This is a genomic window from Rhodococcus sp. DK176 (genome assembly GCF_038447315.2).
Lineage (GTDB): Bacteria > Actinomycetota > Actinomycetes > Mycobacteriales > Mycobacteriaceae > Rhodococcus_F > Rhodococcus_F jostii_A.
The window spans coordinates 5,196,084-5,220,067 of sequence record NZ_CP118321.2 but is presented as its reverse complement, the minus strand read 5'-3'; the positions used below and the strand labels follow the sequence as shown (position 1 = coordinate 5,220,067).

The window sequence follows — 23,984 nt, the reverse complement described above, 5'->3', positions numbered from 1 at the left end:
TCCCCTAGTACGCGAACGAGAGTTGCTCGGGCTTGCCCGGTTCTTCGGGCTCGTCGTGGTCGTCACCCGGTGGATGTGCGTCGTGTTCGAGTGGTCCCTCGATCGTGTAGCGGCGGATCAGTGTGAACCACACGACGGCCAGCGCCCCGTAGACCACCGTGAACGTGATGAGCGAGACCCAGACGGTCCACGGGGAGTGATTCGAGACGCCTTGGTCGACAGTCAGTCTGATCATGTCGACACCGGTCGGGTTGGGTGCCACGACCCACGGTTGGCGGCCCATCTCGGTGAACACCCAGCCTGCGCTGTTCCCGAGGAACGGTGTCGGGATGACGGCGATCGACAGCCAGCCGAACCACTTCTTGTCCGGGACGCGGCCGCCGCGGGTCATCCACAGACCGACCACGGCGAGCAGCGCCGACCCGGCGGCCCAGCCGATCATCGCGCGGAACGTCCAGTAGGTGACGAACAGGTTGGGCTTGTAGTTGCCGGGCCCGTACGTCTCCTCGTAGCGGGCCTGGATCTCGGTGACGCCCTCGACGGTGGAGTCGAACGTGCCGTCCGCCAGGAACGAGGTGAGGCCGGGGATCTTGATGAGCTGGGTGATGCTCTCGCAGTTGTTCTGGGTGCCGACGGTGAGGATGGAGAAGTCGGCGCCGGTTTCGGTGTGGCACAGCGATTCGGCCGACGCCATCTTCATGGGTTGCTGTTCGAACATCAGCTTGCCCTGGATGTCGCCGGTGATCGCGAGTCCGATGCCCGCGGCGACCATCACCCACAGTGCGAGGATGGTGACCGGGCGGAACATCGTCCTCGCGGTCTCCTCGTGCTTCTTCGCCACGTCGGGTTCGGTGGCTTCCTTCGATTTGCGCATGCTGCGCACCATCCACCAGCCGCCGACGCCGGCCACGAACGTGCCTGCCGTGAGGAACGCTCCGGATACGACGTGCGGGAAGGCCGCGAGTGCTGTGTTGTTGGTGAGCAGTTCCCAGATGCTGGTGAGTTCCGCGCGCCCGGTCTCGGGGTTGTAGACGGCCCCGACCGGGTGCTGCATGAACGAGTTGGCGGTGATGATGAAGTACGCGGACGCGTTCACACCGATCGCGACGAGCCAGATGGTGGCGAGGTGGACGAGCTTGGGCAGCCGTCCCCAGCCGAAGATCCAGAGGCCCAGGAACGTCGACTCGAGGAAGAACGCGACCAGTCCCTCGAGGGCGAGGGGTGCGCCGAACACGTCGCCGACGAAGCGTGAGTACTCGCTCCAGTTCATCCCGAACTGGAATTCCTGCACGATTCCGGTGGCGACGCCGAGCGCGAAGTTGATCAGGAACAGCTTCCCGAAGAACTTGGTGAGCCGATACCAGTGGTCCTTTCCGGTGACCACCCACATCGTCTGCATGACGGCGATCAGCGGGGCGAGCCCGATCGTCAGCGGAACGAGGATGAAGTGATAGACGGTGGTTATGCCGAACTGCCACCGGGAGACATCCAAGGCATCCATGGCTACTCCGAAACTGGGCCCGTAGGACAGGCTTCAGGGCCGGAGCGTGGGCTTCCGCCCGACCCTTGAAAACAACGTACTGCGGGGTCGTTTCCCCCGCAGGACTTTGCTACTACGAAATGTAGTAGACCTGTCAAGCCTCCGCGGACTCGGTACCCGCCGCCTCGACCGCGAGGCCGACCAGCTCCACGATCTCATCGGCGAGCGGCGCGTCGGGCAGGGCAAGTCCGTCGATCTTGCGCACCCGCGCGGCCATGGTGACGCTGGAAATGAGCCAAACACCTTCCGCTGTAATGAGATCCGCCGGCCGCAGCGCCGCGTACTCGCAGCGGAACCCCTTGCCGGACGCCACCTCGTACAGCGCCTGCTGCGTCGTTCCGGGCAGGATTCCGTGCTCCGGCGGCGGCGTGAGGAGGTGTTTGTCGCGGGCGATGACCACCGTGGAACGTGGCCCTTCCAACACATTGCCCTCGCTGCTGACGAAGATCACATCGTCGGCACCGAGTGTCGCCGCATACCGCAGCGCCGCCATGTTCGTGGCATACGACAAGGTCTTCGCCCCGAGCAGCTGCCACGGCGCACTCGCCGACAGATCCACCGAATAGCCCCGGGCCAATGTGAGTACCGACACCCCGTCGCGCCGCGCCTCCAGAATCCGCTCGGACACCGGCCCGACGGTGACGAAAGCAGTCGCGTCGCCACCGGACTCCCGGCCGCGGCTGAGCACGAGTCGCATCGCACCCTCCCGCTCGGACCCCCACTCCTCGACGGCCAGCTCGAGTGCCAGGCGCCACTCGTCCAGGTCCTGAATGGGCAATCCGAGGGCCCGCGCCGACGCGACGAGACGGGTGAGGTGGGGCTCGACCTTCAGTGCGCGACCGCCGCGCACCAACAGCGTCTCGAAGACACCGTCGCCGCGCACCACCGCCAGATCGTCCGCGTGCAGCAGCGGCGCATCCGCGTCCCGCACCTCGTGGTCCAGTGTCACCAGCACTCGATCAGACATGACGCCCAGCCTATCGACCCTGCTGACCGCCACCCGTGGTCCATGGTCCCTAGACTGGGTTCGTGGTCGACAAACTGCCCGTCTCACCCAGTCCACTCCTCACGGCCCCGGGCGCGGTTCCTGCGCCCGAAGGCTCTCCCGACGCCGGCGTCGCCTGGCATCACGGCGATCCACTCGGCGAACAACGCAGCGCCGAACGTTCCGCGGTGGTCATCGACCGTTCCCACCGGTTCGTCATCGCGATCAGCGGACCCGAACGACTCACCTGGCTGCACACCATCTCGAGCCAGCACGTCGCCGCGCTCCCCGACGGCGCGAGCGCCGAGAACCTCAGCCTCGACGTCAACGGCCGCGTCGAGCACCACTTCGTCCAGACCGATCTGGACGGCGTCACCTGGATCGACACCGAGGCCGACCGCGGACCCGACCTCCTGTCGTTCCTCACCAAGATGGTGTTCTGGTCCAAGGCCGAGCCCCGCGAAGGCAACGAGCTCGCGGTCCTCAGCGTGATCGGCCCCGACGCCGTGACGGTCCTCGACGCGGCCGGTGTCGTGGCACCCGCCGAGCCGTACGCCGCCGTCGCGGTGCCCGGGGGTGGATTCGTCCGCCGCATGCCGTGGCCGGCCGCCGAGTCCTTCGACCTGGTGATCCCACGGGAAGGACTCGCGACGTGGTGGGGCCGGCTCACCGCCGCCGGCGCCGCTCCCGCGGGAACGTGGGCGTTCGAGGCACTCCGGGTGGCCGCCGCGCGGCCCCGGATCGGACTCGACACCGACGATCGCACCATCCCGCACGAGGTCCGCTGGATCGGCGGTCCCGCCGATCACGGCGCCGTCCACCTCGAGAAGGGCTGCTACCGCGGCCAGGAGACGGTGGCCCGCGTCCACAATCTCGGCAAACCGCCCCGTCACCTCGTCCTGCTGCACCTCGACGGCAGCGCCGAGGGCAGGCCCGAACCGGGCGACCCGGTGACGGCGGGAGGTCGTGCGGTCGGACGGATCGGCACGGTGATCGACCACCACGAGCTCGGACCCATCGCGCTGGCCCTCGTCAAACGGTCCATCCCCACCGACACCGAGTTGGTGGTCGGCTCGTGCGCCGCGTCCATCGACCCCGACTCGGTGCCCGCGGACGACACGGTCCAGGCGGGCCGCGCCGCCGTCGACCGGCTCCGGGGCCGGTGAGCGAGGCGACCGCGACGGCCGGCGAGGTGCTGGCCGTCTGCGTGCTGCACACCGAACGGGACAGCGGCACCCGGCGGGTGACCCGGACGGCGATCGACAAGCGGCCCGTCGACGGCCCTGTGCGCGTCACGACCGCCGGACTGGTCGGCGACCGGGTCTGTGACACCGAGTACCACGGTGGCCCGTTCAAGGCCGTCTACGCCTATCAGGAGGACGAGGCGCGGCGCTGGGCGTCGGAGCTCGGCCGCGAACTGCCCCCGGGATGGTTCGGCGAGAACCTCCGCCTCGACGGGATCGCGGCGACCGACGCCGTGATCGGCGAGCGCTGGCGGATCGGCACCACCGAACTGGAGGTGACCAGCCCGCGGACACCGTGCGGCACGTTCGGCGTCTGGGCCGCCGAGCCCCGGTGGGTCAAGCGGTTCTCCGAACGCGGTGACACGGGCGCGTACCTGCGGGTGGTGACGGAGGGGTCGGTCAGCGCCGGCGACACCGTCCAGCGCATCCACGTGCCCGGCCACGGCGTCACCGTGCGCGATCTGTTCACCGGCCGCGACCCGGAACGGTTCGTGGCGCTGCTCGAACAGCAGGAGAACCTCTCTCCGACCGTCGCGGACAAGGCCCGCCGACGGATCGCCGGACTGGAAGTGCAGGTCACGTATTGAGCATCGAACTGGTCGAGGTCGTCCGTTCGGGATTCCGTGAGTGCGTCCACCGCGGTTCCGCGGTGATCCTCCGCGCGGACGGCGAGATCGCGCTCACCCTCGGTGAGGTGCACACGCCGATCTACCCGCGGTCGTCGAACAAGCCGTGGCAGGCCGTGACGATGCTGCGGAACGGCTTCGAGCCGACCAGTTCCGAAGAGCTCGCGATCGCGACCGCATCCCACGAGGGCGAGTCGGACCACATCGAACTCGTCGAGCAGCTGCTCGCCCGGTACGGCCTCGACGAGGACCAGCTCCGCTGCCCCGCCGATCTGCCCTCCAACGAACTCGCCCGGGCCGAACTGCTGGCCGCCGGTGAGCTCCCCCGCCCGGTGTACATGAACTGCTCCGGCAAGCACGCGGCGATGCTCGCGACCTGCCTGGCCAACGACTGGCCGGTGGACAGCTACCTCGAGCCGACGCATCCGCTGCAACTCGCGGTCGTCGAGACGCTCGGGTCGATCAGCGGCGACGTCGACGCCGAACTCGGCATCGACGGATGCGGGCTGCCGATCGTCCCGCTGTCGCTGACGCATCTGGCGCGCGCGTTCGCCCGGCTCGTCACCGCCGAACCCGACTCCCCCGAGCTCGCCGTCGCCGACGCCGTCCGCGAGCACCCCTACCTCGTCTCGGGCACCGGCAAGGACGACGCGCGGCTGATGCCGGTCGTGCCCGGGCTGATGACGAAGGCCGGAGCCGACGGTGTCTACGCCGGCGCGCTCCCCGACGGCTCGGCGTTCGCGCTGAAGATCGACGACGGCCACGAACGGGCCCGGTTACCCCTCGCCGCAGCACTTCTCCACCGGATGGGCGCCGAGTGGACCGAGGATCTGGCGGCTCTCGCATCGCAGCCCGTGCTCGGCGGCGGCGTCCGGGTGGGGACGGTCCGGGCAATTCCGGGAGTCTTCTGAGGGCGAAATGTCGGCATCGGGGCAGCTCGCGAGCCCGGTGAGACTAAACCGACACCGCTTCGGGGTGTGGATGGAAGCGCGAGGGACTTTTCCACGCTAGAGTGTGGGACAGGAACTTACACACTCAAACGGGGCCGCCAAATTCCCCAGGCCGCCCCGCGAAAGCGCGAGGGGGTCAGCCATGGGCCGCGGCCGGGCTAAGGCAAAGCAGACCAAGGTTGCACGCGAGCTGAAGTACAGCGTACCGACCACGGATTTTGACAGCCTGCAACGAGAGCTCTCAGGTGGGTCGTCCAACTCGCATCGGGACGAGGTCTTCGCTGACCAGCGTGCCGACAGGGAGGGTCACTCCCGGGAGGACGACGACGACTGGCGTCGCTGAGATCTGAAGACAACGAAATGAGGGGGAGCCGATACCGGCTCCCCCTCATTTCCACATCTTCAGCCGGTCGGGGCCACTAGCTCGCCCCGTTCCGACAAACGGCGCCCGACCCTAGAACCGCGGGTGATCGCCGGCGAGAATTGCGCGCTCCGCCGACACGTCGTGCGACTTCTTGATGCTGCCCAGCGTCCAGCAGTCGATGTGACGCGCCGTCAGGACGGCCAGCGCACGATCGACGTCCTCGGGCGCCACGATCGCGACCATGCCGACGCCCATGTTGAACGTCTGCTCCATCTCGGCCCGCTCCACCCGGCCGCGCTGCGCGATCATCGCGAAGATCGGAGCCGGGCTCCACGTGCCGCGGTCGAGTTCGGCGACCAGACCCTTCGGCATGACCCGAGCGAGGTTGTTGGCCAAGCCACCGCCGGTGACATGGCAGAACGTGCGCACGTCCGTCTCGGCGGCGAGAGCCAGGCAGTCCTTGGCGTAAATCTTCGTGGGCTCGAGCATCTCCTCGCCCAGGGTGCGGCCGAACTCGTCGACGTGCGCCGTCAGGCTCATGTGGTCGATCTCGAGCAGGACCTTGCGGGCCAGCGAGTAACCGTTGGAATGCAGTCCGGACGAACCCATGGCGATCACGACATCGCCGGGACGGACCCGGTCGGGCCCCAGCACCTGGTCGGCTTCGACCACACCGACGCCGGTCGCGGACAGGTCGTAGTCGCCGTCCGCCATCACACCGGGGTGCTCCGCCGTCTCGCCACCGAGCAGCGCGCAACCGGCCTGGATGCAGCCTTCGGCGATGCCGCTGACGAGTTCGGCGACACGCTCCGGGACGACCCGCCCGACGGCGATGTAGTCCTGCAGGAACAGGGGCTCGGCACCACAGACGACGAGGTCGTCGACGACCATCGCGACCAGGTCCAGGCCCACGGTGTCGTGCTTGTCGAGTGCCTGAGCGACGGCGAGCTTGGTGCCCACCCCGTCCGTGGACGCCGCGAGCAGCGGCTCCTTGTAGTCACCCTTGAGCGAGAACAGACCCGCGAATCCACCGAGACCACCGAGAACCTCGGGACGGCTGGCGCGCTTGGCCAAGGGAGCGAAGAGTTCCACCGCCCGATCGCCTGCGGCGATGTCCACTCCTGCGGCGGCGTAGGACGCGCCAGGGCGACTTGTCGGATCCTCGGTCATGTGGTTGTTACTCCAGCCTTCTGTTGCTCGTCAAAATCGTGTCGGTCGGGCAATCGAGTGCTGTGATTGCGTCCTTACGGTACCGGAGTACGTTCTCCGGCCGGATCCCGATGTACCGGCCTACGGCCGACTGAGGGCGTTCGCGTTGTCGTTCTCCCGCGTCGCGGGACCGCCTGCCGCGCTCTCGAGCATTCCCTCGAGAACGTTCTTTCCGATCGACGTCTCCGTGGGGAGCGCGATGGGGTACGTGCCGTCGAAGCAGGCCGCGCACAGTCGCGACGCAGGCTGCTCGGTGGCGGCGATCATGCCTTCGGTGGAGATGTAGCCGAGGGTGTCGGCGCCGATGGAACGGCGCACGCCTTCGAGCATCTCGTCGAAGCTCCCGGGCTCGCCGCCGCCGCCCGCGCCGTTGGCGATCAGCTCGGCCGGGGAGGCGAAGTCGATGCCGTAGAAGCAGGGCCACTTGACCGGCGGCGACGCGATCCGGACATGGATCTCCAGTGCGCCGGCCTCGCGGAGCATCCGGATGAGCGCGCGCTGGGTGTTGCCGCGGACGATCGAATCGTCCACCACCACGAGGCGCTTGCCGCGGATGACTTCCTTGAGCGGGTTGAGCTTGAGGCGGATACCGAGCTGGCGGATCGTCTGCGACGGCTGGATGAACGTGCGGCCGACGTAGGCGTTCTTCATCAGACCCTGGCCGTACGGAATGCCCGACCCCTGCGCGTAACCGACCGCGGCCGGAGTGCCCGATTCGGGGACCGGGATGACGAGGTCGCCCTCGGCGGGGTGCTCGGTGGCGAGGCGACGGCCGATCTCGACGCGGGTGGAATGCACCGAACGTCCGGCGATGACACTGTCCGGACGGGCCAGGTACACGTACTCGAACACGCAGCCCTTGGGCTCGGGGTTCGCAAAACGGGAGGAGCGGACGCCGTCGGCGTCGATGGCGAGCAGTTCGCCGGGCTCGATGTCGCGGACGAAGGACGCGCCGACGATGTCGAGTGCGGCCGTCTCGCTGGCCACGACCCAGCCGCGGTCCAGGCGTCCGAGGCACAGCGGACGGATGCCGTGCGGGTCACGGGCCGCGTAGAGCGTGTGCTCGTCCATGAAGGTGAGGCAGAACGCGCCGCGCAATGTCGGCAGGAGCTTCATGGCGGCCTGCTCGATGGTGCTGTCGGCGGCGGCGTGCGCAAGAAGGGCCCCGACGACGTCCGAGTCGGACGTGGCGCCGCCGGGCCGCTTGTCGTTGACCAGCCCGGCTTCACGGGCGCGCTGCGCCAGCTCCGCCGTATTGACGAGGTTGCCGTTGTGCCCGAGGGCGATGCCGCTGCCCGCGGCGGTGGTGCGGAAGATCGGCTGCGCGTTCTCCCACGTGGTCGAGCCCGTGGTGGAGTAGCGACAGTGACCGACGGCGACGTGGCCCGGCATCGCTGCCAGGGTCTGTTCGTCGAACACCTGGCTGACCAACCCGAGGTCCTTGAAGACCAGCACCTGCGAGCCGTCGGCAACGGCGATGCCCGCCGCTTCCTGCCCACGGTGCTGCAGAGCATAAAGTCCGTAGTAGGTGAGTTTCGCCACATCCTCTCCCGGCGCCCAGACGCCGAAGACTCCGCATTCCTCGCGGGGCTCGTTCTCGTCCTCGTCGGACGGGTTCGAAGAGAGAAGATTAGGACTGTGGACCGACAGATCGGCTCTGGTCACCGGGGTGCTCCCTGGGGATGGGCGTGTGAGGGGCAAGGTCAGTCTACGTGCCCTGCGCCGTCGCTTCGCCCACGGTGCCGATCGAACCGGCCCGACTCCCGGACGGACGGCCGAAAATAGATTAGTTTCGGTATCGATCAGCATCCTCGAACCACAGAGCGGGGGCTTGTCCGATGAACGTCCGCAGCACCGCACCGACCGCCGCAGAACGCCTGCTGAGCGCCTTCGAAGGTGCGATGGGCATCCCCATTCCCGTGCACGTCCGATGCTGGGACGGCTCGGAAGCCGGCCCGGACTCCGATGTCACCATCGTCTTCCGCAACCGCCGGGCCATCCGGAGGGTGCTCTGGTCGCCGAACGAACTCGGTCTCGTCCGGGCCTACGTGTCCGGTGACCTCGAGATCGAGGGCGACGTCTTCCGGCTGCTGACGCTTCCGGACCTCGTCGACCGGCTGGGCACTCTCGGCGTCCGCGGATTCGACCGCGGCACCGTCCTGAAGTCGCTGTCGACGTTCGTCCGGCTCGGCGGCCTCGGACTCCGGCCGACACCGCCGTCGGTGGAGGTGTCGCGGCGCCGCGGCGCCAAGCACAGCAAGGCGCGCGACGCGTCCTCGGTCTCACATCACTACGACGTCGGCAACGATTTCTACCGCCTGTTCCTCGGTCCGACGATGGTCTACTCCTGCGGCTACTGGGACCAGCGACCCGACGACCGCGGTGCGATCGGGACGCTCGAGGAAGCGCAGAACGACAAGCTCGACCTGGTCTGCCGCAAGCTCGGTCTCCAGTCGGGCATGCGACTGCTGGACGTGGGCTGCGGCTGGGGTTCGATGGCGATCCACGCCGCCGAGAAGTACGACGTGTCCGTCGTCGGGGTCACCCTCAGCCACGAACAGGCCGAATGGGCGCGGGCGAGGGTCTCCGAGGCCGGGCTGTCGGATCTGATCGAGATCCGCGTGCAGGACTACCGCGACGTCGTCGACGGTCCGTTCGACGCGATCTCCAGCATCGGCATGTCCGAACACGTCGGCGACTCCGCGCTGCCGGAGTATGCGCAGCACCTACTCGACCTTCTGCGTCCCGAAGGCCGGCTGCTCAACCACGCGATCGCCTCGGTCCGGTCGCTCACCGGCACCGACACCTCGTCGGGGTTGATCGAGAACTACATCTTCCCGGACGGCGAGGTGCTGCCGCTGAGCAGAACGCTCGACGCCTTCGAGCGCGCCGGACTCGAGGTGCGCGACGTCGAGGCCCTCCGGGAGCACTACGCACTCACCCTGCGGGCGTGGGTGGGCAGACTCCGCGACTCCTGGGACGACGCGAGCCGGCTCGCCGGCGCGGAGCGGGCCCGCACCTGGTTGCTGTACCTCGCGGCCAGCGCCCTGGGGTTCGAGGAGAAGGGCCGGCTGACGATCCATCAGGTGCTGGCCGTGCGCCCGTCCGATGACGGGTCGAGCGGCCTGCCCCGCACCCGCGCGTTGTGGCTGGGCTGACTACACGCGCAGCAGCGGCAGCCAGTGGGCGATCTCCCCGGCGCGACTCCCCGACACCGACACTCCGCCGCCGGCGGTCGCGCTGTCGAACTCCAGCAGTCCGGTCACCATCAGCAGCCACGTCCGGGGGTCGGTTTCCACGACGTTGGGTGGGGTGCCGCGGGTGTGCCGCGGGCCCTCGATGCACTGGACCGCGACGAACGGCGGAACCCGGACCTCCACGCTCGAACCGGGCGCGACCTGCTCGAGCGTCCGTGCGCTGAGCCGGACCGCCGCGGCCAGCTGGGTGCGGGACGGTTTCTCCTCGGAATCGCCGCGCAGCCACGGGCCGACCTCGAGTACGGCGGCTCTCAGTTCAGCGGGATCTACGGCTCGGCGCGGCGGCATACGCTCAATCTACTGTGCGGGCCCGCACGAGTTCGGCGGCAACCGCCCCACCGACGTTGATCGAAAGGTGCAGCAGTGCAGGGGCTACGACGCTGCCGCTGCGTCGACGCGCCCACTCGAACAGCCACGCGGAGCAGCCGGTGAGCAGCACGCTCGCGGCGACGCCGTCACCGGCGATCCGGGCCGCGCGCACGTGCCACAGCCCGAACGTGGCGGCGTGCAGGGCGTGGGCCGTCGCAGGTGGCCAGGCCCGTCGCAGCATCGCGGACAGGACGCTGCGGAACAGCAGTTCCTCGTGCGCCACGGTCCCCACCGGAATCCGGAACCCCACCCAGCCGGCGAAATCGGTGACGTCGTCGCCGGTCGGCACACGCCTGCGCAGTGCGGGCACACTCAGCGTGATCGCGTATCCGGCGAGTGGGATCACCGACGCCAGGGCGCCGTACCGCAACCCGGACCGGGCCTTCGACGCGGACAGGCCGAGTTCGTCGATGCCATAACCCGCGGCGCGTGCTGCTCCCACGACCGACAGCCCGAGCGCGCCTCCCGCGACCGCCCGCCCGTACGGGCCGAGCCCCGAACCGGGCAGCACCACGTTGCTCCACAGCACGGCCGCCGCCGCGCCGGCAACGGAGGCGAGCCTGCTCACTTCTCCGGGCCCTCTGTCCCGGAGAGGGATTCGAGAGTGGACCGGACGCGTTCGGTGTCGACGGGCGTCCATCCCTCGGGCTGGGCGACCGTGATCCAGCCGTCGAGGACGAGAGTCCCGTAATTGTGGCCGTGCCCGTCCGGCACGCCTGCGGCGTTGGTGAGGTCGGCGGAGACCTGCCAGAACGTCACGAACGGAAACCATTTCATGGACGGTGAACGATCCTCGCCCGGTGGTTCCTTCAACCAGTCGGGGCGGGTGAATGCCAGGTCGGGCGACCACCACACGACGGGATCGGACGGGTGCTGCACGTACAGGATGCGCGGTGACAGCCACTCGCCGGTTTCCTCGACCATGTCGGCGGAGTCGTCGGCGAACCGCACCACCAGACCCGCCGCGTACTCGGGATCCACCTCGGGCGTGCCGGGGTCGCGGCGCTGGATCAGCTGCCCCCACAGGCGGTTCGAGTTGGGCGGCCCGACCCACAACACGCCGTCGACGGTCTGCCGGATGTCGCTCAGCGTGCCGAAGGCGCCCTCCCCCGCCTGGGTGCCGAGACTTTCGCCGTAGACCAGCAGTTTGGGGCGCGTCGCCTCGGGTTCCTGCAACCACCGCTCGTGCACGCGGTCGATCAGTTTCTTCCCCGCCTCCGCGGCCTTCTCGCGGTCGGCGAGGAACGAGATCCAGCTCGGCAGGAACGAGTACTGGCTGGCCACCAATGCCGTGTCACCGTTGTGGACCAGCTCGATCGCCTGCGCCGCAGTCGGATTGACCCAGCCGGTGCCGGTGGTGGGGATGACGACGAGGACCTTGCGCGAGAATGCGCCGGTCCGCTCGAGTTCGTCGATGACGATGTCCATGCGCGCGTCCGGGTCCTCGGCGGTCTCCAGCCCGGCGTAGACGCGGATGGGGTCCTTGGCCGGTGTGCCGTTGGCTGCCGTGAGTTCGTCGGCGTCGAGGCCTCGGGACACGAAGTTCCGACCCTCGTACCCGAGGGTGTCCCAGGGCGCGAGCGACTCGGGGCTGCCCGACTTCTCGGGGTCGAGTGGTTGCTCGGTGCCGTCGCGGGTGGTCGAATTCTGCAGGCTGAAAGCCGCATTCGTGGCTGCGTAGACGCCGCGCATCAGAACACCGTCGACGAGCAGGAAGAACAGCACCGTCACGATGAGGATGCCGACGGTGGTGGCCGTCGGGATCGCGAGGTGCCACCGCCGGATGAGTCGTGCCGCGATCCACCGCACCAGTTCGCGCAACAGCCGCCACACCGAGATGATCGCGGCGCCCACCAGCAGACTCAGTCCGCCCGTGCGGATGTAACCGGTGGTGGTGGTGCCCTCCGCCCCCATCAGCGCGGCGATCTCACGCTGCCATGCCGCGGAGTACGCGAGCATCACGAGACTCACGACCACGCACGTCACCGTCACGACGACGCGCAGGCCGGTGGACCACGGTTCCGGCAGCGGCCACCACGACCGGTGCCGCAGGAAGTAGCGACGCACCAGCCAGCCGACCACCGTTCCCACCGTGTAACCGATCGCGGCGTTGATGCCGCCGATCAGCCCCTGGAACAGCCAGTCGCGGGGCAGCAGCGACGGCGTCAGCGACCAGCAGAAGAACAGCGTCGCGAACCCGATACCGGTGAAGTCGAGCCGAAGTAAACGCCAGGTCCGGTCGAGTCGGGGACCGTGGAGGAGTGCAGGATCAACCAGCCGCGAGAATTCCCGCGGCCCCCTGTCAACCCTCTCCAATGCCCCCGATTCGACCATTCATCACCCGAACAATGCCGGCAGAGTTCCCTCGAACGTCGTGCGCAGCTCGGCCAGCGAGACCGAGAACTGGCCCTGGACCTCGACGGAATCGGACCCCTCGTCCACCACACCGATGCGCACCCACGGGAGATTACGGGCCGTGCACATACCGGTAAAGCGAGTTTCCTCGGTGCGCGGGACCGCGACGAGCACGCGGCCCGACGACTCGGAGAACAGGGTGACGAACGGATCGGCGTCGTCGGGAAGCAAGATGCGGCAGCCCGTCTCCCCGGCCAGCGCGGCCTCGACGACGGTCTGTGCGAGACCGCCTTCGGACAGGTCGTGCGCCGCGGACACCAGTCCGTCGCGGGACGCCGCGAGGAGGATGTCGGCCAGCAACTGCTCCCGCTCGAGGTCGACCTTCGGCGGCACGCCGCCGAGGTGGCCGTGCTCGACCTGCGACCAGATGGACCCGTCGAACTCGTCGCGGGTGTCGCCGAGCAGGATCAGCGTTTCGCCCGGTTCCAGTCCGAGACCGGTGGGGATGCGACGGTGCACGTCGTCTATGACGCCGAGCACGGCCACCACCGGGGTGGGCAGGATCGGGGTCGACCCGGTCTGGTTGTAGAAGCTGACGTTGCCGCCGGTGACGGGGATGCCGAGCTTGGCGCAGCCGTCCGCCAGGCCGCGGACGGCCTGCTGGAACTGCCACATGACGCCCGGATCCTCGGGGGACCCGAAGTTCAGGCAGTTGCTGACGGCCTTCGGCGTCGCGCCGGTGACGGCGACGTTGCGGAAGGCCTCGGCGAGCGCCAGCTGGGCGCCGGCGTACGGGTCGAGCGCCGTGTAGCGGCCGGACGCGTCGGTGGCGAGGGCGATGCCGCGGCCCGTCTTCTCGTCGACGCGGATCACGCCGGAGTCGGCGTTCTCGGCCAGGACGGTGTTGCCGCGCACGTAGCGGTCGTACTGCTCGGTGATCCACTTGCGGCTGCACAGCGCCGGGGACGCGAGCATCTTCAGCAGGGTGGCCTTCAGTTCGTCGGCCGATTCGGGACGCGTCAGTCCGGCGGTGGTGTTGGCGACGAGGGCGTCCTGGCTCGCGGGACGCTGCACGGGACGCTCGTACACGGGACCCTCGTGGGCGACGGTGCGCGGCGGCACGTCGACGACGGTCTCGCCGTGCCAGGAGATGGTGAGCCGCTCGCCGTCGGTGACCTCACCGATGACGGTGGCGAGGACGTCCCACTTCTTGCAGACCTCCATGAACGCGTCGACGTTGTCGGGGGTGACGACCGCGCACATGCGTTCCTGGGACTCGCTGGACAGCACCTCGGCCGCGGTCATGCCGGTGGCGCGCATCGGGACCTGCTCGAGGTTGATGTGCATGCCGCCGTCGCCGGCCGCGGCGAGCTCGGACGTGGCGCAGGACAGGCCGGCGCCGCCAAGGTCCTGGATACCGACCACGAGCTTCGCGGCGTACAGCTCCAGACAGCACTCGATGAGCACCTTCTCGGTGAACGGGTCACCCACCTGCACCGCCGGAAGCTTCTTCCTGCCGGTACCCGATTCATCACCGTCGAACGTCTCCGACGCGAGGACGGACACGCCGCCGATGCCGTCGAGGCCGGTGCGCGCACCGAACAGGATGATCTTGTTGCCGGCACCGGATGCGAACGCGAGGTGCAGGTCCTCGACGCGCATCGCGCCGGCACACAGAGCGTTGACCAGGGGGTTACCGGCGTACGACTCGTCGAACACGGTCTCGCCGCCGACGTTCGGGAGGCCGAGCGAGTTGCCGTAGCCGCCGACACCGCGCACCACACCGTCGACGACGCGTCGGGTGTCGGGGGCGTCCGCCGCACCGAAGCGCAGCTGGTCCATGACGGCGATGGGCCGTGCACCCATGGCCATGATGTCGCGGACGATGCCGCCGACGCCGGTGGCCGCACCCTGGTAGGGCTCCACGTAGGAGGGGTGGTTGTGGCTCTCGACCTTGAACGTGACGGCCCAGCCGTCGCCGATGTCGACGACGCCGGCGTTCTCGCCGATGCCCGCGAGCATCGAGGAACGCATCTCGTCGGTCGTGGTCTCACCGAAGTACTTCAGGTGCACCTTGGACGACTTGTAGGAGCAGTGCTCGCTCCACATCACCGAGTACATCGCCAGCTCGGCCTCGGTGGGGCGGCGGCCCAGGATCTCCTTGATGCGGGCGTACTCGTCGTCCTTCAGCCCCAGTTCCTTGAAGGGCTGTGCGACGTCGGGGGTCGCGGTGGCGGCGGTGACGGTATCGACCGGGTGTGCTGACACTGGAGGTGGGGTCCCTTCCCTACGGGAGTCAAGAGAGGCAAGCCGGGAGTCACGGTCGGCGCAAGCCGGGTGGCGACGAGCCGTACGTCAGTCTATCCGGCGGCTCGTTCCGGTACGGACCTGGCGCTCCTCGCCCCGCTTCCTCACGCCGTCGGTGTGAGGAAGGCCGCAAGCGCGTCGGCGTAGGCACGCACGTCACGGGCGCCCATCAGCTCCCGCGACGAGTGCATTCCGAGCTGGGCAGCACCCACGTCGACGGTGCTCAGCCCGGTCCTGGACGCGGTGATCGGGCCGATGGTCGAACCGCACGGCAGGTCGGCCCGGTGCACGTACCGCTGCAGCGGCACGCCGGCCTGGTCGCAGGCGAGGGCGAACGCACCGGCTCCGGCCGCGTCGGTGGCGTAGCGCAGGTTCTGGTTGACCTTGAGCACCGGTCCCCCGTTGACGGCGATGTGGTGTGCGGGCTCGTGCCGCTCCGGGTAGTTGGGGTGGGTCGCGTGCGCCATGTCCCCGGAGGCGCAGATCGATCCGGCCATCGTCTGCAGGAATTCTTCGCGACCACCGCCACGGCCGAGGACGATGCGCTCGAGGACGGTGCTCAGCAGATCGGAGAACGCGCCCCGATCGGACATGCTCCCCACCTCCTCGTGGTCGAACAGCGCGAGCACCGGCACCCGGTCACCGGGGTTCTCGGCCGCCGCCAGCAGCGCGTGGGTGCCCGCGTAGCAGGTGCCCTGGTTGTCGAGTCGCGGCGCGCTGACAAGGTCCTGTCCCGTTCCGACGAGGGTGCTGGGCGCGAGATCGTGGGTCATCAGTTCCCACCCGAGCACCGCGTCGGCGGGCACCTCCGCCCGGTCGGCCACGAAGTCGATGAACGAGCGGCGTTCGGACCCCACGCCCCACACCCCGTTGAGGTGGCGCTGCGGATCGAGGTGGACGCCCTTGCGGTCCTCGGACAGGTGGATCGCCAGCTGCGGGACGCGCAGGATCGGTTCGTCGACGCGGACGAGTTTCTCCTCGACCGCGTTGCCGGCCCGCACGCTCAGCCGCCCGGAGATGCCCAGGTCGCGGTCGAGCCACGAGTTGAGCCACGCGCCGCCGTACGGTTCGAGACCCACCAGCTGCCACCCTGCCGACGACAGGTCCGGGTGCTGCTTGACGCGCAGGTTCGGGCTGTCGGTGTGCCCGCCTACGATGCGGAACGGCGCCGTCCGGCCCAGCCCGTCGGTACTCCACGCGATGAGGGAACCGCCGCGCACCAGGAAGTACCGGCCGGGCTCGCCGGGCCACGAGTCGGTCTCGTGCAACTCGGTGAAACCGTTGCCGGTCAGCAACATCGACACCGTCGCGCACACATGGAAGGGCGACGGTGATGCATCGACGAAGGTGCAGAGTCCCTGGGCGTCGGCCCACGTAGTGGAAGGCATGGGGTCAATCATGCAGGACCCGCTGTTACGCGTGGGGACCCGAGACGCAGAACTGGTTGCCGTCGGGATCGGCGAGCGTGACCCATCGGAAATCGCCCATCTCGTGCTGCGCGACCTCCGTCGCGCCCTCGGCACTCAGCCTGCCCACCTCGCCGTCGAGGTCGTCGGACGCCAGGTCGAGGTGGATGCGGTTCTTTCCCGGAGTGGGGTCGCCGACCTTCTGGAACGCCAGCTTCTGCGCGGAATCCGGTAGGGCGACGACGTAGAACCAGCCGTCGTTCTCCTGCTCGATCGTGCCCGCCGTCTGCTTCGCCCACCATTTCGCGAGCGGCCCCGGATCCGTGGTGTCGAACGTGATCATGCCGAGTGTGAGTGCCATGCCCGCAGAGTAGACGTGACCACCGACACGTTTCGTGGCTTCAGAGGAACTCCTCGATCACCCTCACGGCGGCGTCCACTCCACCCGCAGAACGCAACTCGGCGGCGAGCTCCGCGCTGCGGCGCCGGACCGGCTCGGCGGCGACGTGCGTGAGGGCGCCCCGCAACTCGGCTGCCGACACGTCCGAACTGTCCACTCGCACCGCGACTCCCGCGGCGACGAGCGCGTCGGCGTTCTCGAACTGGTCGGTGGCCTGCGGCGCGGCGATCATCGGCGTTCCCGTGAACATTCCTTCGCTGGACCCGCCCATGCCGGCGTGGGTGAGGAACGCGTCGGCCTGCCCGAGGATGTCGAACTGGGGCACCCACCGGTGGACGTCGACGTTGCCGGGCACGGTCCCGAGTTCGGCGGCGTCGACGTGCTGTCCGATCTGCAGGACGACGTGCCAGCCGTCGAGGTCGCCGAACGCCTCGATGCAGCGCCGGTAGAAGTCGGCGTGATCGGTGAACGCAGTGCCGAGCGAGACGAGCAGCACCTTCCCCGCGCCTGCCGGGCGCTGCCACCGGCCGTCGGCGGGCCGCCGGGTGGGCAGAGCCGGTCCGACGAACGTGTAGACGTCCTCGTTCACCCGGTCGGCGTTGGGCTGCATCGATTTCGCGATCAGCACGACCGCCCGCGCCGGGCGCCCGTAGAACTCGTCCGGGTCCGTCTCGACACCGTTGTCCCGCAGCAACTTCCCCTGCCGCTCGTACAGTGCCGCCCCGCGTGGGTCCGCCCGCATCGTGTCCACGAACGACTTCATGTCGTCCTCGTAGCCCTCCCACGCGACGTACGTCGGCGACAATTGCACGATCGGCACGCCCCATTCCTCGGCGAGGACGCGGGCGGGTCCTCCCGCGATGTCGTACAGGAACAGGTCGGGGCGGTCGTCCTCGTACAGCGCCCGCAGTTGGGGCAGCATCGACTCGTACTCGGCCTGGAACAGTGTGAGCTGATCGATGGTGTCACCGTCCCAGGACTTCCCGGACTCCTCCGTCGCACCCGCGGTGTTCACGCGCGGCAACGTCGAGGCGTACTCCGTGAACTCCGCTCCGATGCCCTCGACGACGTCCTTCACGGCGGCGTCGTTGGCGTATGTCACGCGGTGACCACGCGTGACGAGTTCGCGGAGAATCTCCAGGCTCGGGTTGACGTGCCCGGGCGCCGGAATGCTGACCATGGCGATGTGTGAGCGGGTCATCTTCATCCTTTCCGATACGGAACGGTCCGTCTCGCTACAGAGTGACCCGCGACTCCAGTCGAGTCAAGACGATACGTCTCGTCTGGTCTACGATCCGTTCATGCCGTCCGCCGACACTCCCCGCCGTTCCGAACGGTCCCGCGCTGCGATCCTGCAGGCCACGCAGGAACTGATCCGCGAACAGCCCTACGGGAAGATCACCATCGAAGGCATCGCCGCGCGCGCCAAGGTCGGCAAACAGACCATCTACCGGTGGTGGCGATCCAAGGGCGCACTCGTCGTGGACGCCCTGCACGAACAGAATGCGGCCGGGGCACAGGAGGCCATGGCCCTGCCGGACACCGGCGACCTCGCCGCCGACATGCGCCTGGTCCTGCGGGCCACGGTCGACGAGTTCACCTCACCCGATTTCGAACCGCTGGTTCGGGCGCTGTCGATCGAATCGCTGCAGGACCCCGCGCTGCAGGAACAGATCGTCGAGCGGATCTACCGGCCGCAGTTCGAGTTCGTCGCGGCGCGCTTCCGTTCCGCGCAGGACGCCGGGCAGGTGCGGCCCGACGTCGACCTCACCCTCGCGTTCGAGTTGTTCATGGCGCCGATGTTCTACCGCTGGCAGAGCGGAGCCCATCCCCTCACCCACGACCACGCGGACGCCGTCGTCGACCTGGCGATGCGCGCCCTCGCACCCTGACGACCGGGATCAGCGGGCGCTGCCCACGAACCCGAAATCGCCGTCCGCCAGGTCCTCGACGTGTACGGCACGCCCCGCCGCGTCGGCGAGGGGAATCTTCCAATTCGAATACTGGGTCTCGTCGGTGCCCGGCTGATTCTGGACGCGGTACTCCCCCACCAGATCGGCGAGCGCGACACCCGTCAGCAGCGACGGGCTGCGGTTGATCAGCCGGTACAACGCCTTCACGGTGTCGGGTATCGACGCGTCGTCGGCCAGCAGTCCGCGGTCGCGCGCCAATTGCAGTACGGCCTCACGCTGCCGGGCGTCGTGTTCCTTCTCGAGTTCGAGGTCGCGTTCGAGGAGCCCGAGCCGCGAGCGCAATTCGATGTGTTCGCCGGCCAGGTATCCGGCGGTCGGCGGAAGATCATGCGTGGTAACGGATGTCAGGCACAGGGTCCGGTACTGCTCCGGCGGTGTCGGCCGCTCGCCGTCGTGCTCGAACCACAGGATCGACGTCCCCAGGATTCCGCGCTCGGCGAGGTAGTCCTGGACCTCGGGTTCGAAAACCCCGAGGTCCTCACCGATCACCACGGCGCCCGCCCGCTCCGCCTCGAGCGCGAGGATTCCGACGAGAGCCTCGTGGTCGTAGGAGACGTACGTTCCGTCCGCAGGCGACTCCGCATCGGCGGGGATCCACCACAGCCGGAACAGCCCCAGGATGTGATCGACCCGCAGCCCACCCGCGTGCTTCAGCACGGTGCGCAGCATGTCGCGGTACGGGGCATACCCCAGTTCGGCCAGCCGATCCGGTCGCCAGGGCGGCTGATTCCATTGCTGACCCTGCTGATTGAAGTCGTCGGGGGGAGCGCCGACGGTAATGCCCTCTGCCAGGGCCGTTCCCAGCGACCACGCGTCCGCACCCCCGCGCTGGACCCCGACCGCCAGATCGTGCACGATCCCGATGTCCATGCCTGCCGCCCGCGCCGCGTCCTGGGCGTCGGAAAGCTGCTCGTCGCATACCCATTGCAGCCACGAGTAGAACTCGATTCGCGGCGCGAGCTTGCGCCGCTGCGCCTGCACCCAGTCGCTGTCGGGCGCACCGGCCTTCGTCGTCCATCGCGGGTCGCCGGGCGGCAGTTTCTCGGTCAGCGCGCACCAGGTCGCGAAGTCCTGCAGTCCGTCGCCCTCGACGCGGCAGAACTCCTCGAACGCGTGCTGCCTGCTCGGGCTGCGCTCGATCCGGAAGACCCGTTCGAGCACGCGGAGTTTGGCCCGGTACGACGGGTTGCGATCGATCCGGTCGGACCGGTCGTTCGCCCGCTCGAATCGCGCTGCGGCCTCGCGCATCCGCGCATGGCGACGCGTCGAGAGGTACGCCGTCTCCGGGATGTTCTCGACACGGATGTACATCGGGTTGACGTAGCGGCGCGTGGTCGGCAGATACGGCGACGCCTCGATCGGTGGCCGGGGCTGGGCGGCGTGCAGTGGATTGACCAGCACGTAGTCGGCGCCGTGCACGGAACCGAAGATCGTGGCGAGATCCGCGAGGTCGCCGAAGTCCCCGACACCCCAGGACCGATGCGACCGGATCGAGTACAACTGCGTGAGCACACCCCAGCGTCGGCGGTCGCTGAGCGCGTCGGACGTCGACAATCGGTCCGGCGTCACCACGAGCGTGCACGACGAGGACGTGTGCGAGGTCGAAGCCCGCAGCGTGTGCCACCCGCACGGAACGTCGGAGGGGACGACGAACGTCGCGCGGCCGACCAGGGCGCCGTCGACCTCCCGCGGATCGACCCACACCTGGAGTTGGCGTGCCGGGACCGTGCCGCCGGACTCCGTGTCGATCGTGACGTCCACCGCCGAGCCGTGCGGAACGTGGACCACGAAACGGGTCTCGGACCCTTCCCTGCCGACGACGACGGGCGGCAGCATCCGTCGCCACGGTGCCGCGTCGCATTCGGACAGGGCGCGCCGCACCTCGTCCTCCGTTGCGGCGGGAACGTCCAGGGCCGCGAGGACGCTGCGGAGTGTGTCGTCACGCACGTCGCGGCGCTGCTGATCCCAACCCCGGTACGACGTCGCCACCCCGTGCCGGGCCGCGAGGTCACGCAACTGCTCGGTGTACGTCACCCCGTCGATCGTGCCAGTTCACCCCGGAATCTGCGCGACTTCCGACCCGTGCCACCGCGGTCGGAGCGCATCGGCGTGATTGGCCCTGCGCCCAGCGGGGTAATTGTGGAGTAATCAGACGCACGGCGTCCACGGTGGGTCCGCGAGGGCACACCGTGGACGCACCACGATGCGACCGGCGACCGAGGAGTCTTCGATGCTGCTACGCCTTCCCGGAGTCTATCGCCCGCAACACGATACGCAGTTGTTGGCCGATGTCCTGGCGGCGGAGCATCTCGGACCCCATTCCCGGGTACTCGACCTCTGCGCGGGAACCGGTGCGCTGAGCGTGCGCGCCGCCGCTGCGGGTGCGGGCCGGGTGACCGCGGTGGATGTGTCGAGGCGAGCCGCGATCAGCATCAGACTCAATTCCCTCGTCGGCGGGCACCGCATCCGGGTGATCCACGGCGATCTCGTCGAGCAGGTTCGCGAGGAGCGCTTCGACGTCGTCGTGTCCAACCCGCCGTACGTTCCGGCAATGATCGACGCCGTGCCCGACCGCGGTCCGGCGCGGGCCTGGGACGCGGGAAAGAACGGTCGCGCACTGCTCGACCGGATCTGTTGCGAGGCTCCCGACGTTCTGGTCGCCGGTGGTGTGCTGCTGCTGGCGCAGTCCAGCCTCAGCGGAGTCGAGAAGACGCTGACGATGCTCGAGGAACAGAACATGCGGGTCGACGTCGCCGCGAGCGCCGAGATCCCCTTCGGACCGGTGCTGGCCGAACGCAGAGGCATGCTCGAGCGGAGAGGACTCATCGAGGCCGGCCAGACCCGCGAAGAGATCGTGGTGATCCGCGCCGTCAAGTAGAAATCGATATTGCGCCACAACGCTTTTCCGTGCCGACGACACTCCGAGGGAGCCGACATGCCGTCATCCACTCGCCTTCCCAGCCCCAACACCGAGAGCTGGGACTGGCAGATCCACGCCCTGTGCCGCGGCGTCGAATCGTCCGTGTTCTTTCATCCCGACGGCGAGCGGGGAAACGCCCGCAGCAACCGTGAACGTCGCGCAAAAGCGATCTGCCGGCGCTGCCCCGTTCTCGTCGAATGCCGGGACCACGCCCTGAGCGTGACCGAACCGTTCGGAATCTGGGGCGGGCTCACCGCGTCCGAACGCCGCGGCATCACGCAGCACGGCGAGGGAATCGTCGCCGTCTGATCCCGGCACCGTGCAGGCCCGCGGCCACACACGGTGCCGGTCGGCTCAGGCGGAGATGACCCTGTCGAGGACGGAGTAGAACATGCCGAGCCCGTCGTCGCTGGGGCCGGTGAGGGCCTCGGTGGCGTGCTCGGGGTGCGGCATGAGGCCCACGACGCGGCCGTTGGCCGAGGAGATGCCCGCGATGCCGCGCTGCGAACCGTTCGGGTTGTCGCCGACGTAGCGGAACACGACGCGGCCCTCGCCCTCGAGTTCGTCGAGGACGTTCTCCGACGCCTGGTAGCGGCCCTCGCCGGACTTGAGCGGGACGAGGATCTCGGCACCCGACTCGTAGCGGGACGTCCACGCCGTCGACGTGGCCTCGACCTTCAGCCACTCGTCGCGGCAGATGAAGTGCAGGCCCTCGTTGCGGGTGAGCGCGCCGGGCAGGAGGCCCGCTTCGCAGAGAACCTGGAAGCCGTTGCAGATACCGAGGACGGGCATGCCGCCCTGCGCGGCCTGCACGACCTTGCCCATGACGGGCGCGAACCGTGCGATGGCACCGCACCGCAGGTAGTCGCCGTAGGAGAAGCCACCGGGGACGATGACGGCGTCGACACCCTTGAGGTCGGCGTCGCCGTGCCACAGGCTCACGGCCTCGCCGCCGGCGAGGGTCACCGCGCGGGCGGCGTCGACGTCGTCGAGGGTGCCGGGGAAAGTGATGACTCCGACGCGGGCGCTCATGCTTCGACGCGCCTCACGGTCCAGTCCTCGATCACCGTGTTGGCCAGCAGGGCCTCGGCGATCTTCTCGAGCTGAGCGTCGTCGACACTGCCGTCGACCTCGAGCTCGAACCGCTTGCCCTGACGGACATCGGAAACTCCAGCGAAGCCGAGCCGCGGCAGCGCTCCGACAATGGCCTGCCCCTGGGGGTCGAGAATCTCGGCCTTGGGCATGACTTCGACGACGACACGGGCCACGTGCTGCTCCTTGTAGTAGTGCGCGAGCCCAGAGTGGAACACCGGGCACCCGGAAGTTTACCGGGCTACCTGCCTGCGGTTCGCATCGGACGAACGGGACGAGCCATGCATGCAGGCGCATACTCGGTTTCATGCGACTGACTCACTTCGGCCACAGCTGCGTCCTCGTCGAGTTGAACGGTTCGACCATCCTCTTCGATCCGGGCAACTTCTCCCACGGATTCGAGGGCATCACCGGACTGGACGCGATCCTGGTCACCCACCAGCACCCCGACCACGTCGACCAGCAACGACTGCCCGCCCTCGTCGAGGCGAACCCCGGCGCGGCGCTGTACTCGGACCCGCAGACCGCGGCCCAACTCGGCGGCGCGTGGACGGGGGTGCACGCCGGCGACGAGTTCGACATCGGCGACGTGCACGTCACCGGCACCGGTGGGAGGCACGCGGTGATCCACCCCGACATCCCGGTGATCGACAACACGGCGTTCCTGCTCGGCGACGGCGACAACCCCGCCCGGCTGATGCACCCGGGCGACTCGCTGTTCGTCCCGGAACAGAATGTCGACGTGCTGGCGCTGCCCGCCGCGGCGCCGTGGCTGAAGATCTCCGAGGCCATCGACTACCTGCGCGCCGTCGCACCGCGGGTCGCGGTGCCCATCCACCAGGCGATCATCGCGAACGAGGCCACCGGCATCTTCTACGGCCGCTACTCGGACATGGCTCCCGCGGGCACCGAGTTCCGCACGATGCCGAGCGAGACGAGCGTCGAGGTGGCCTGACGGCCCCGTGAGTACTTATTAACCGCCCGCGG

23 protein-coding genes are annotated in these 23,984 nt (G+C 68.8%); 9 read left to right on the top strand and 14 right to left on the bottom strand.

Annotated elements, in window-relative coordinates:
- Positions 1-4: 4 nt before the first annotated feature.
- Positions 5-1,501, bottom strand: a complete 1,497-nt coding sequence (locus PSR88_RS24695; protein ID WP_011597152.1) for a cytochrome ubiquinol oxidase subunit I — start codon at positions 1,499-1,501, stop codon at positions 5-7.
- A gap of 133 nt (positions 1,502-1,634) precedes the next feature.
- A complete protein-coding gene (locus PSR88_RS24690; RefSeq protein WP_029539593.1) occupies positions 1,635-2,507 on the bottom strand; it encodes an aminodeoxychorismate lyase in 873 nt (290 codons plus the stop codon).
- Between the two features lie 62 nt (positions 2,508-2,569).
- Here PSR88_RS24690 and PSR88_RS24685 point away from each other — a divergent pair, with 62 nt between their 5' ends.
- The 4 genes from PSR88_RS24685 to PSR88_RS24670 all read left to right on the top strand — a co-directional run bounded on the left by PSR88_RS24685 (position 2,570) and on the right by PSR88_RS24670 (position 5,688).
- Positions 2,570-3,691, top strand: coding sequence for a YgfZ/GcvT domain-containing protein (locus tag PSR88_RS24685; RefSeq protein WP_011597150.1), 1,122 nt, complete (start codon positions 2,570-2,572; stop codon positions 3,689-3,691).
- Entirely contained in the window at positions 3,688-4,356 is a 669-nt protein-coding gene (locus PSR88_RS24680) for an MOSC domain-containing protein (RefSeq protein ID WP_011597149.1), read from the top strand. The genes PSR88_RS24685 and PSR88_RS24680 overlap by 4 nt, the downstream gene beginning before the upstream one ends.
- Positions 4,353-5,306 carry an asparaginase gene (locus PSR88_RS24675; protein WP_009477906.1) on the top strand — a complete coding sequence of 318 codons (954 nt, stop codon included), beginning with the start codon at positions 4,353-4,355 and terminating at the stop codon, positions 5,304-5,306. The genes PSR88_RS24680 and PSR88_RS24675 overlap by 4 nt, the downstream gene beginning before the upstream one ends.
- A 181-nt stretch (positions 5,307-5,487) precedes the next feature.
- Positions 5,488-5,688 (top strand): DUF3073 domain-containing protein, encoded by a 201-nt coding sequence (locus PSR88_RS24670; protein ID WP_005244376.1) that lies wholly within the window; start codon positions 5,488-5,490, stop codon positions 5,686-5,688.
- A 111-nt stretch (positions 5,689-5,799) separates the two neighbouring features.
- Here the strand turns inward: PSR88_RS24670 and purM are convergent, their stop codons facing one another.
- Together purM and purF are read right to left on the bottom strand one after the other, a co-directional pair.
- Positions 5,800-6,879 carry a phosphoribosylformylglycinamidine cyclo-ligase gene (gene purM, locus PSR88_RS24665; RefSeq protein WP_005244377.1) on the bottom strand — a complete coding sequence of 360 codons (1,080 nt, stop codon included), beginning with the start codon at positions 6,877-6,879 and terminating at the stop codon, positions 5,800-5,802.
- Positions 6,880-6,999: 120 nt separating this feature from the next.
- Entirely contained in the window at positions 7,000-8,583 is a 1,584-nt protein-coding gene (gene purF, locus PSR88_RS24660) for an amidophosphoribosyltransferase (RefSeq protein ID WP_009477905.1), read from the bottom strand.
- 173 nt (positions 8,584-8,756) lie between these two features.
- Between purF and PSR88_RS24655 the strand changes: the two genes are divergently transcribed.
- A complete protein-coding gene (locus tag PSR88_RS24655) occupies positions 8,757-10,076 on the top strand; it encodes a class I SAM-dependent methyltransferase (protein ID WP_011597148.1) in 1,320 nt (439 codons plus the stop codon).
- Here the strand turns inward: PSR88_RS24655 and PSR88_RS24650 are convergent, their stop codons facing one another.
- From PSR88_RS24650 to PSR88_RS24620, 7 genes are all read right to left on the bottom strand, one after another.
- On the bottom strand, positions 10,077-10,463 hold the full coding sequence (locus PSR88_RS24650) for a sterol carrier family protein (protein WP_009477902.1): 387 nt from the start codon (positions 10,461-10,463) through the stop codon (positions 10,077-10,079).
- A gap of 4 nt (positions 10,464-10,467) precedes the next feature.
- Positions 10,468-11,112, bottom strand: a complete 645-nt coding sequence (locus tag PSR88_RS24645) for a CPBP family intramembrane glutamic endopeptidase (protein WP_011597147.1) — start codon at positions 11,110-11,112, stop codon at positions 10,468-10,470.
- Positions 11,109-12,878 carry an alpha/beta hydrolase gene (locus PSR88_RS24640; RefSeq protein WP_016883926.1) on the bottom strand — a complete coding sequence of 590 codons (1,770 nt, stop codon included), beginning with the start codon at positions 12,876-12,878 and terminating at the stop codon, positions 11,109-11,111. The genes PSR88_RS24645 and PSR88_RS24640 overlap by 4 nt, the downstream gene beginning before the upstream one ends.
- 3 nt (positions 12,879-12,881) lie before the next feature.
- A complete protein-coding gene (gene purL, locus PSR88_RS24635) occupies positions 12,882-15,167 on the bottom strand; it encodes a phosphoribosylformylglycinamidine synthase subunit PurL (protein ID WP_009477899.1) in 2,286 nt (761 codons plus the stop codon).
- A gap of 143 nt (positions 15,168-15,310) precedes the next feature.
- Positions 15,311-16,594, bottom strand: coding sequence for a M18 family aminopeptidase (locus tag PSR88_RS24630; protein WP_029539594.1), 1,284 nt, complete (start codon positions 16,592-16,594; stop codon positions 15,311-15,313).
- A 25-nt stretch (positions 16,595-16,619) separates the two neighbouring features.
- Positions 16,620-16,973: a VOC family protein gene (locus tag PSR88_RS24625; protein WP_016883928.1), complete on the bottom strand. Its 354-nt coding sequence runs from the start codon at positions 16,971-16,973 to the stop codon at positions 16,620-16,622.
- Between the two features lie 40 nt (positions 16,974-17,013).
- Complete coding sequence (locus tag PSR88_RS24620; protein WP_016883929.1) at positions 17,014-18,219, bottom strand: macrolide family glycosyltransferase; 1,206 nt, start codon at positions 18,217-18,219, stop codon at positions 17,014-17,016.
- Between the two features lie 94 nt (positions 18,220-18,313).
- On the opposite strand from PSR88_RS24620, the gene PSR88_RS24615 reads away from it, so the two are divergent.
- The gene (locus PSR88_RS24615; protein ID WP_016883930.1) at positions 18,314-18,904 is read left to right on the top strand and encodes a TetR/AcrR family transcriptional regulator; all 591 of its coding nucleotides are present in this window, start codon (positions 18,314-18,316) and stop codon (positions 18,902-18,904) included.
- A 9-nt stretch (positions 18,905-18,913) separates the two neighbouring features.
- Here the strand turns inward: PSR88_RS24615 and malQ are convergent, their stop codons facing one another.
- Positions 18,914-21,019 (bottom strand): 4-alpha-glucanotransferase, encoded by a 2,106-nt coding sequence (gene malQ / locus PSR88_RS24610; RefSeq protein WP_016883931.1) that lies wholly within the window; start codon positions 21,017-21,019, stop codon positions 18,914-18,916.
- A 196-nt stretch (positions 21,020-21,215) separates the two neighbouring features.
- Between malQ and PSR88_RS24605 the strand changes: the two genes are divergently transcribed.
- Together PSR88_RS24605 and PSR88_RS24600 are read left to right on the top strand one after the other, a co-directional pair.
- Positions 21,216-21,863: a HemK2/MTQ2 family protein methyltransferase gene (locus PSR88_RS24605; protein ID WP_029539596.1), complete on the top strand. Its 648-nt coding sequence runs from the start codon at positions 21,216-21,218 to the stop codon at positions 21,861-21,863.
- A gap of 57 nt (positions 21,864-21,920) precedes the next feature.
- On the top strand, positions 21,921-22,214 hold the full coding sequence (locus tag PSR88_RS24600; RefSeq protein WP_009477893.1) for a WhiB family transcriptional regulator: 294 nt from the start codon (positions 21,921-21,923) through the stop codon (positions 22,212-22,214).
- A gap of 45 nt (positions 22,215-22,259) precedes the next feature.
- On the opposite strand, the gene purQ is transcribed toward PSR88_RS24600, so the two are convergent.
- Positions 22,260-22,937, bottom strand: coding sequence for a phosphoribosylformylglycinamidine synthase subunit PurQ (purQ, locus tag PSR88_RS24595; RefSeq protein ID WP_016883933.1), 678 nt, complete (start codon positions 22,935-22,937; stop codon positions 22,260-22,262).
- A complete protein-coding gene (purS, locus tag PSR88_RS24590; RefSeq protein ID WP_005244409.1) occupies positions 22,934-23,173 on the bottom strand; it encodes a phosphoribosylformylglycinamidine synthase subunit PurS in 240 nt (79 codons plus the stop codon). Before purS ends, purQ begins: the two co-directional genes overlap by 4 nt.
- Before the next feature lie 131 nt (positions 23,174-23,304).
- Between purS and PSR88_RS24585 the strand changes: the two genes are divergently transcribed.
- Positions 23,305-23,952, top strand: a complete 648-nt coding sequence (locus tag PSR88_RS24585) for an MBL fold metallo-hydrolase (protein WP_016883934.1) — start codon at positions 23,305-23,307, stop codon at positions 23,950-23,952.
- Positions 23,953-23,984 lie beyond the last annotated feature (32 nt).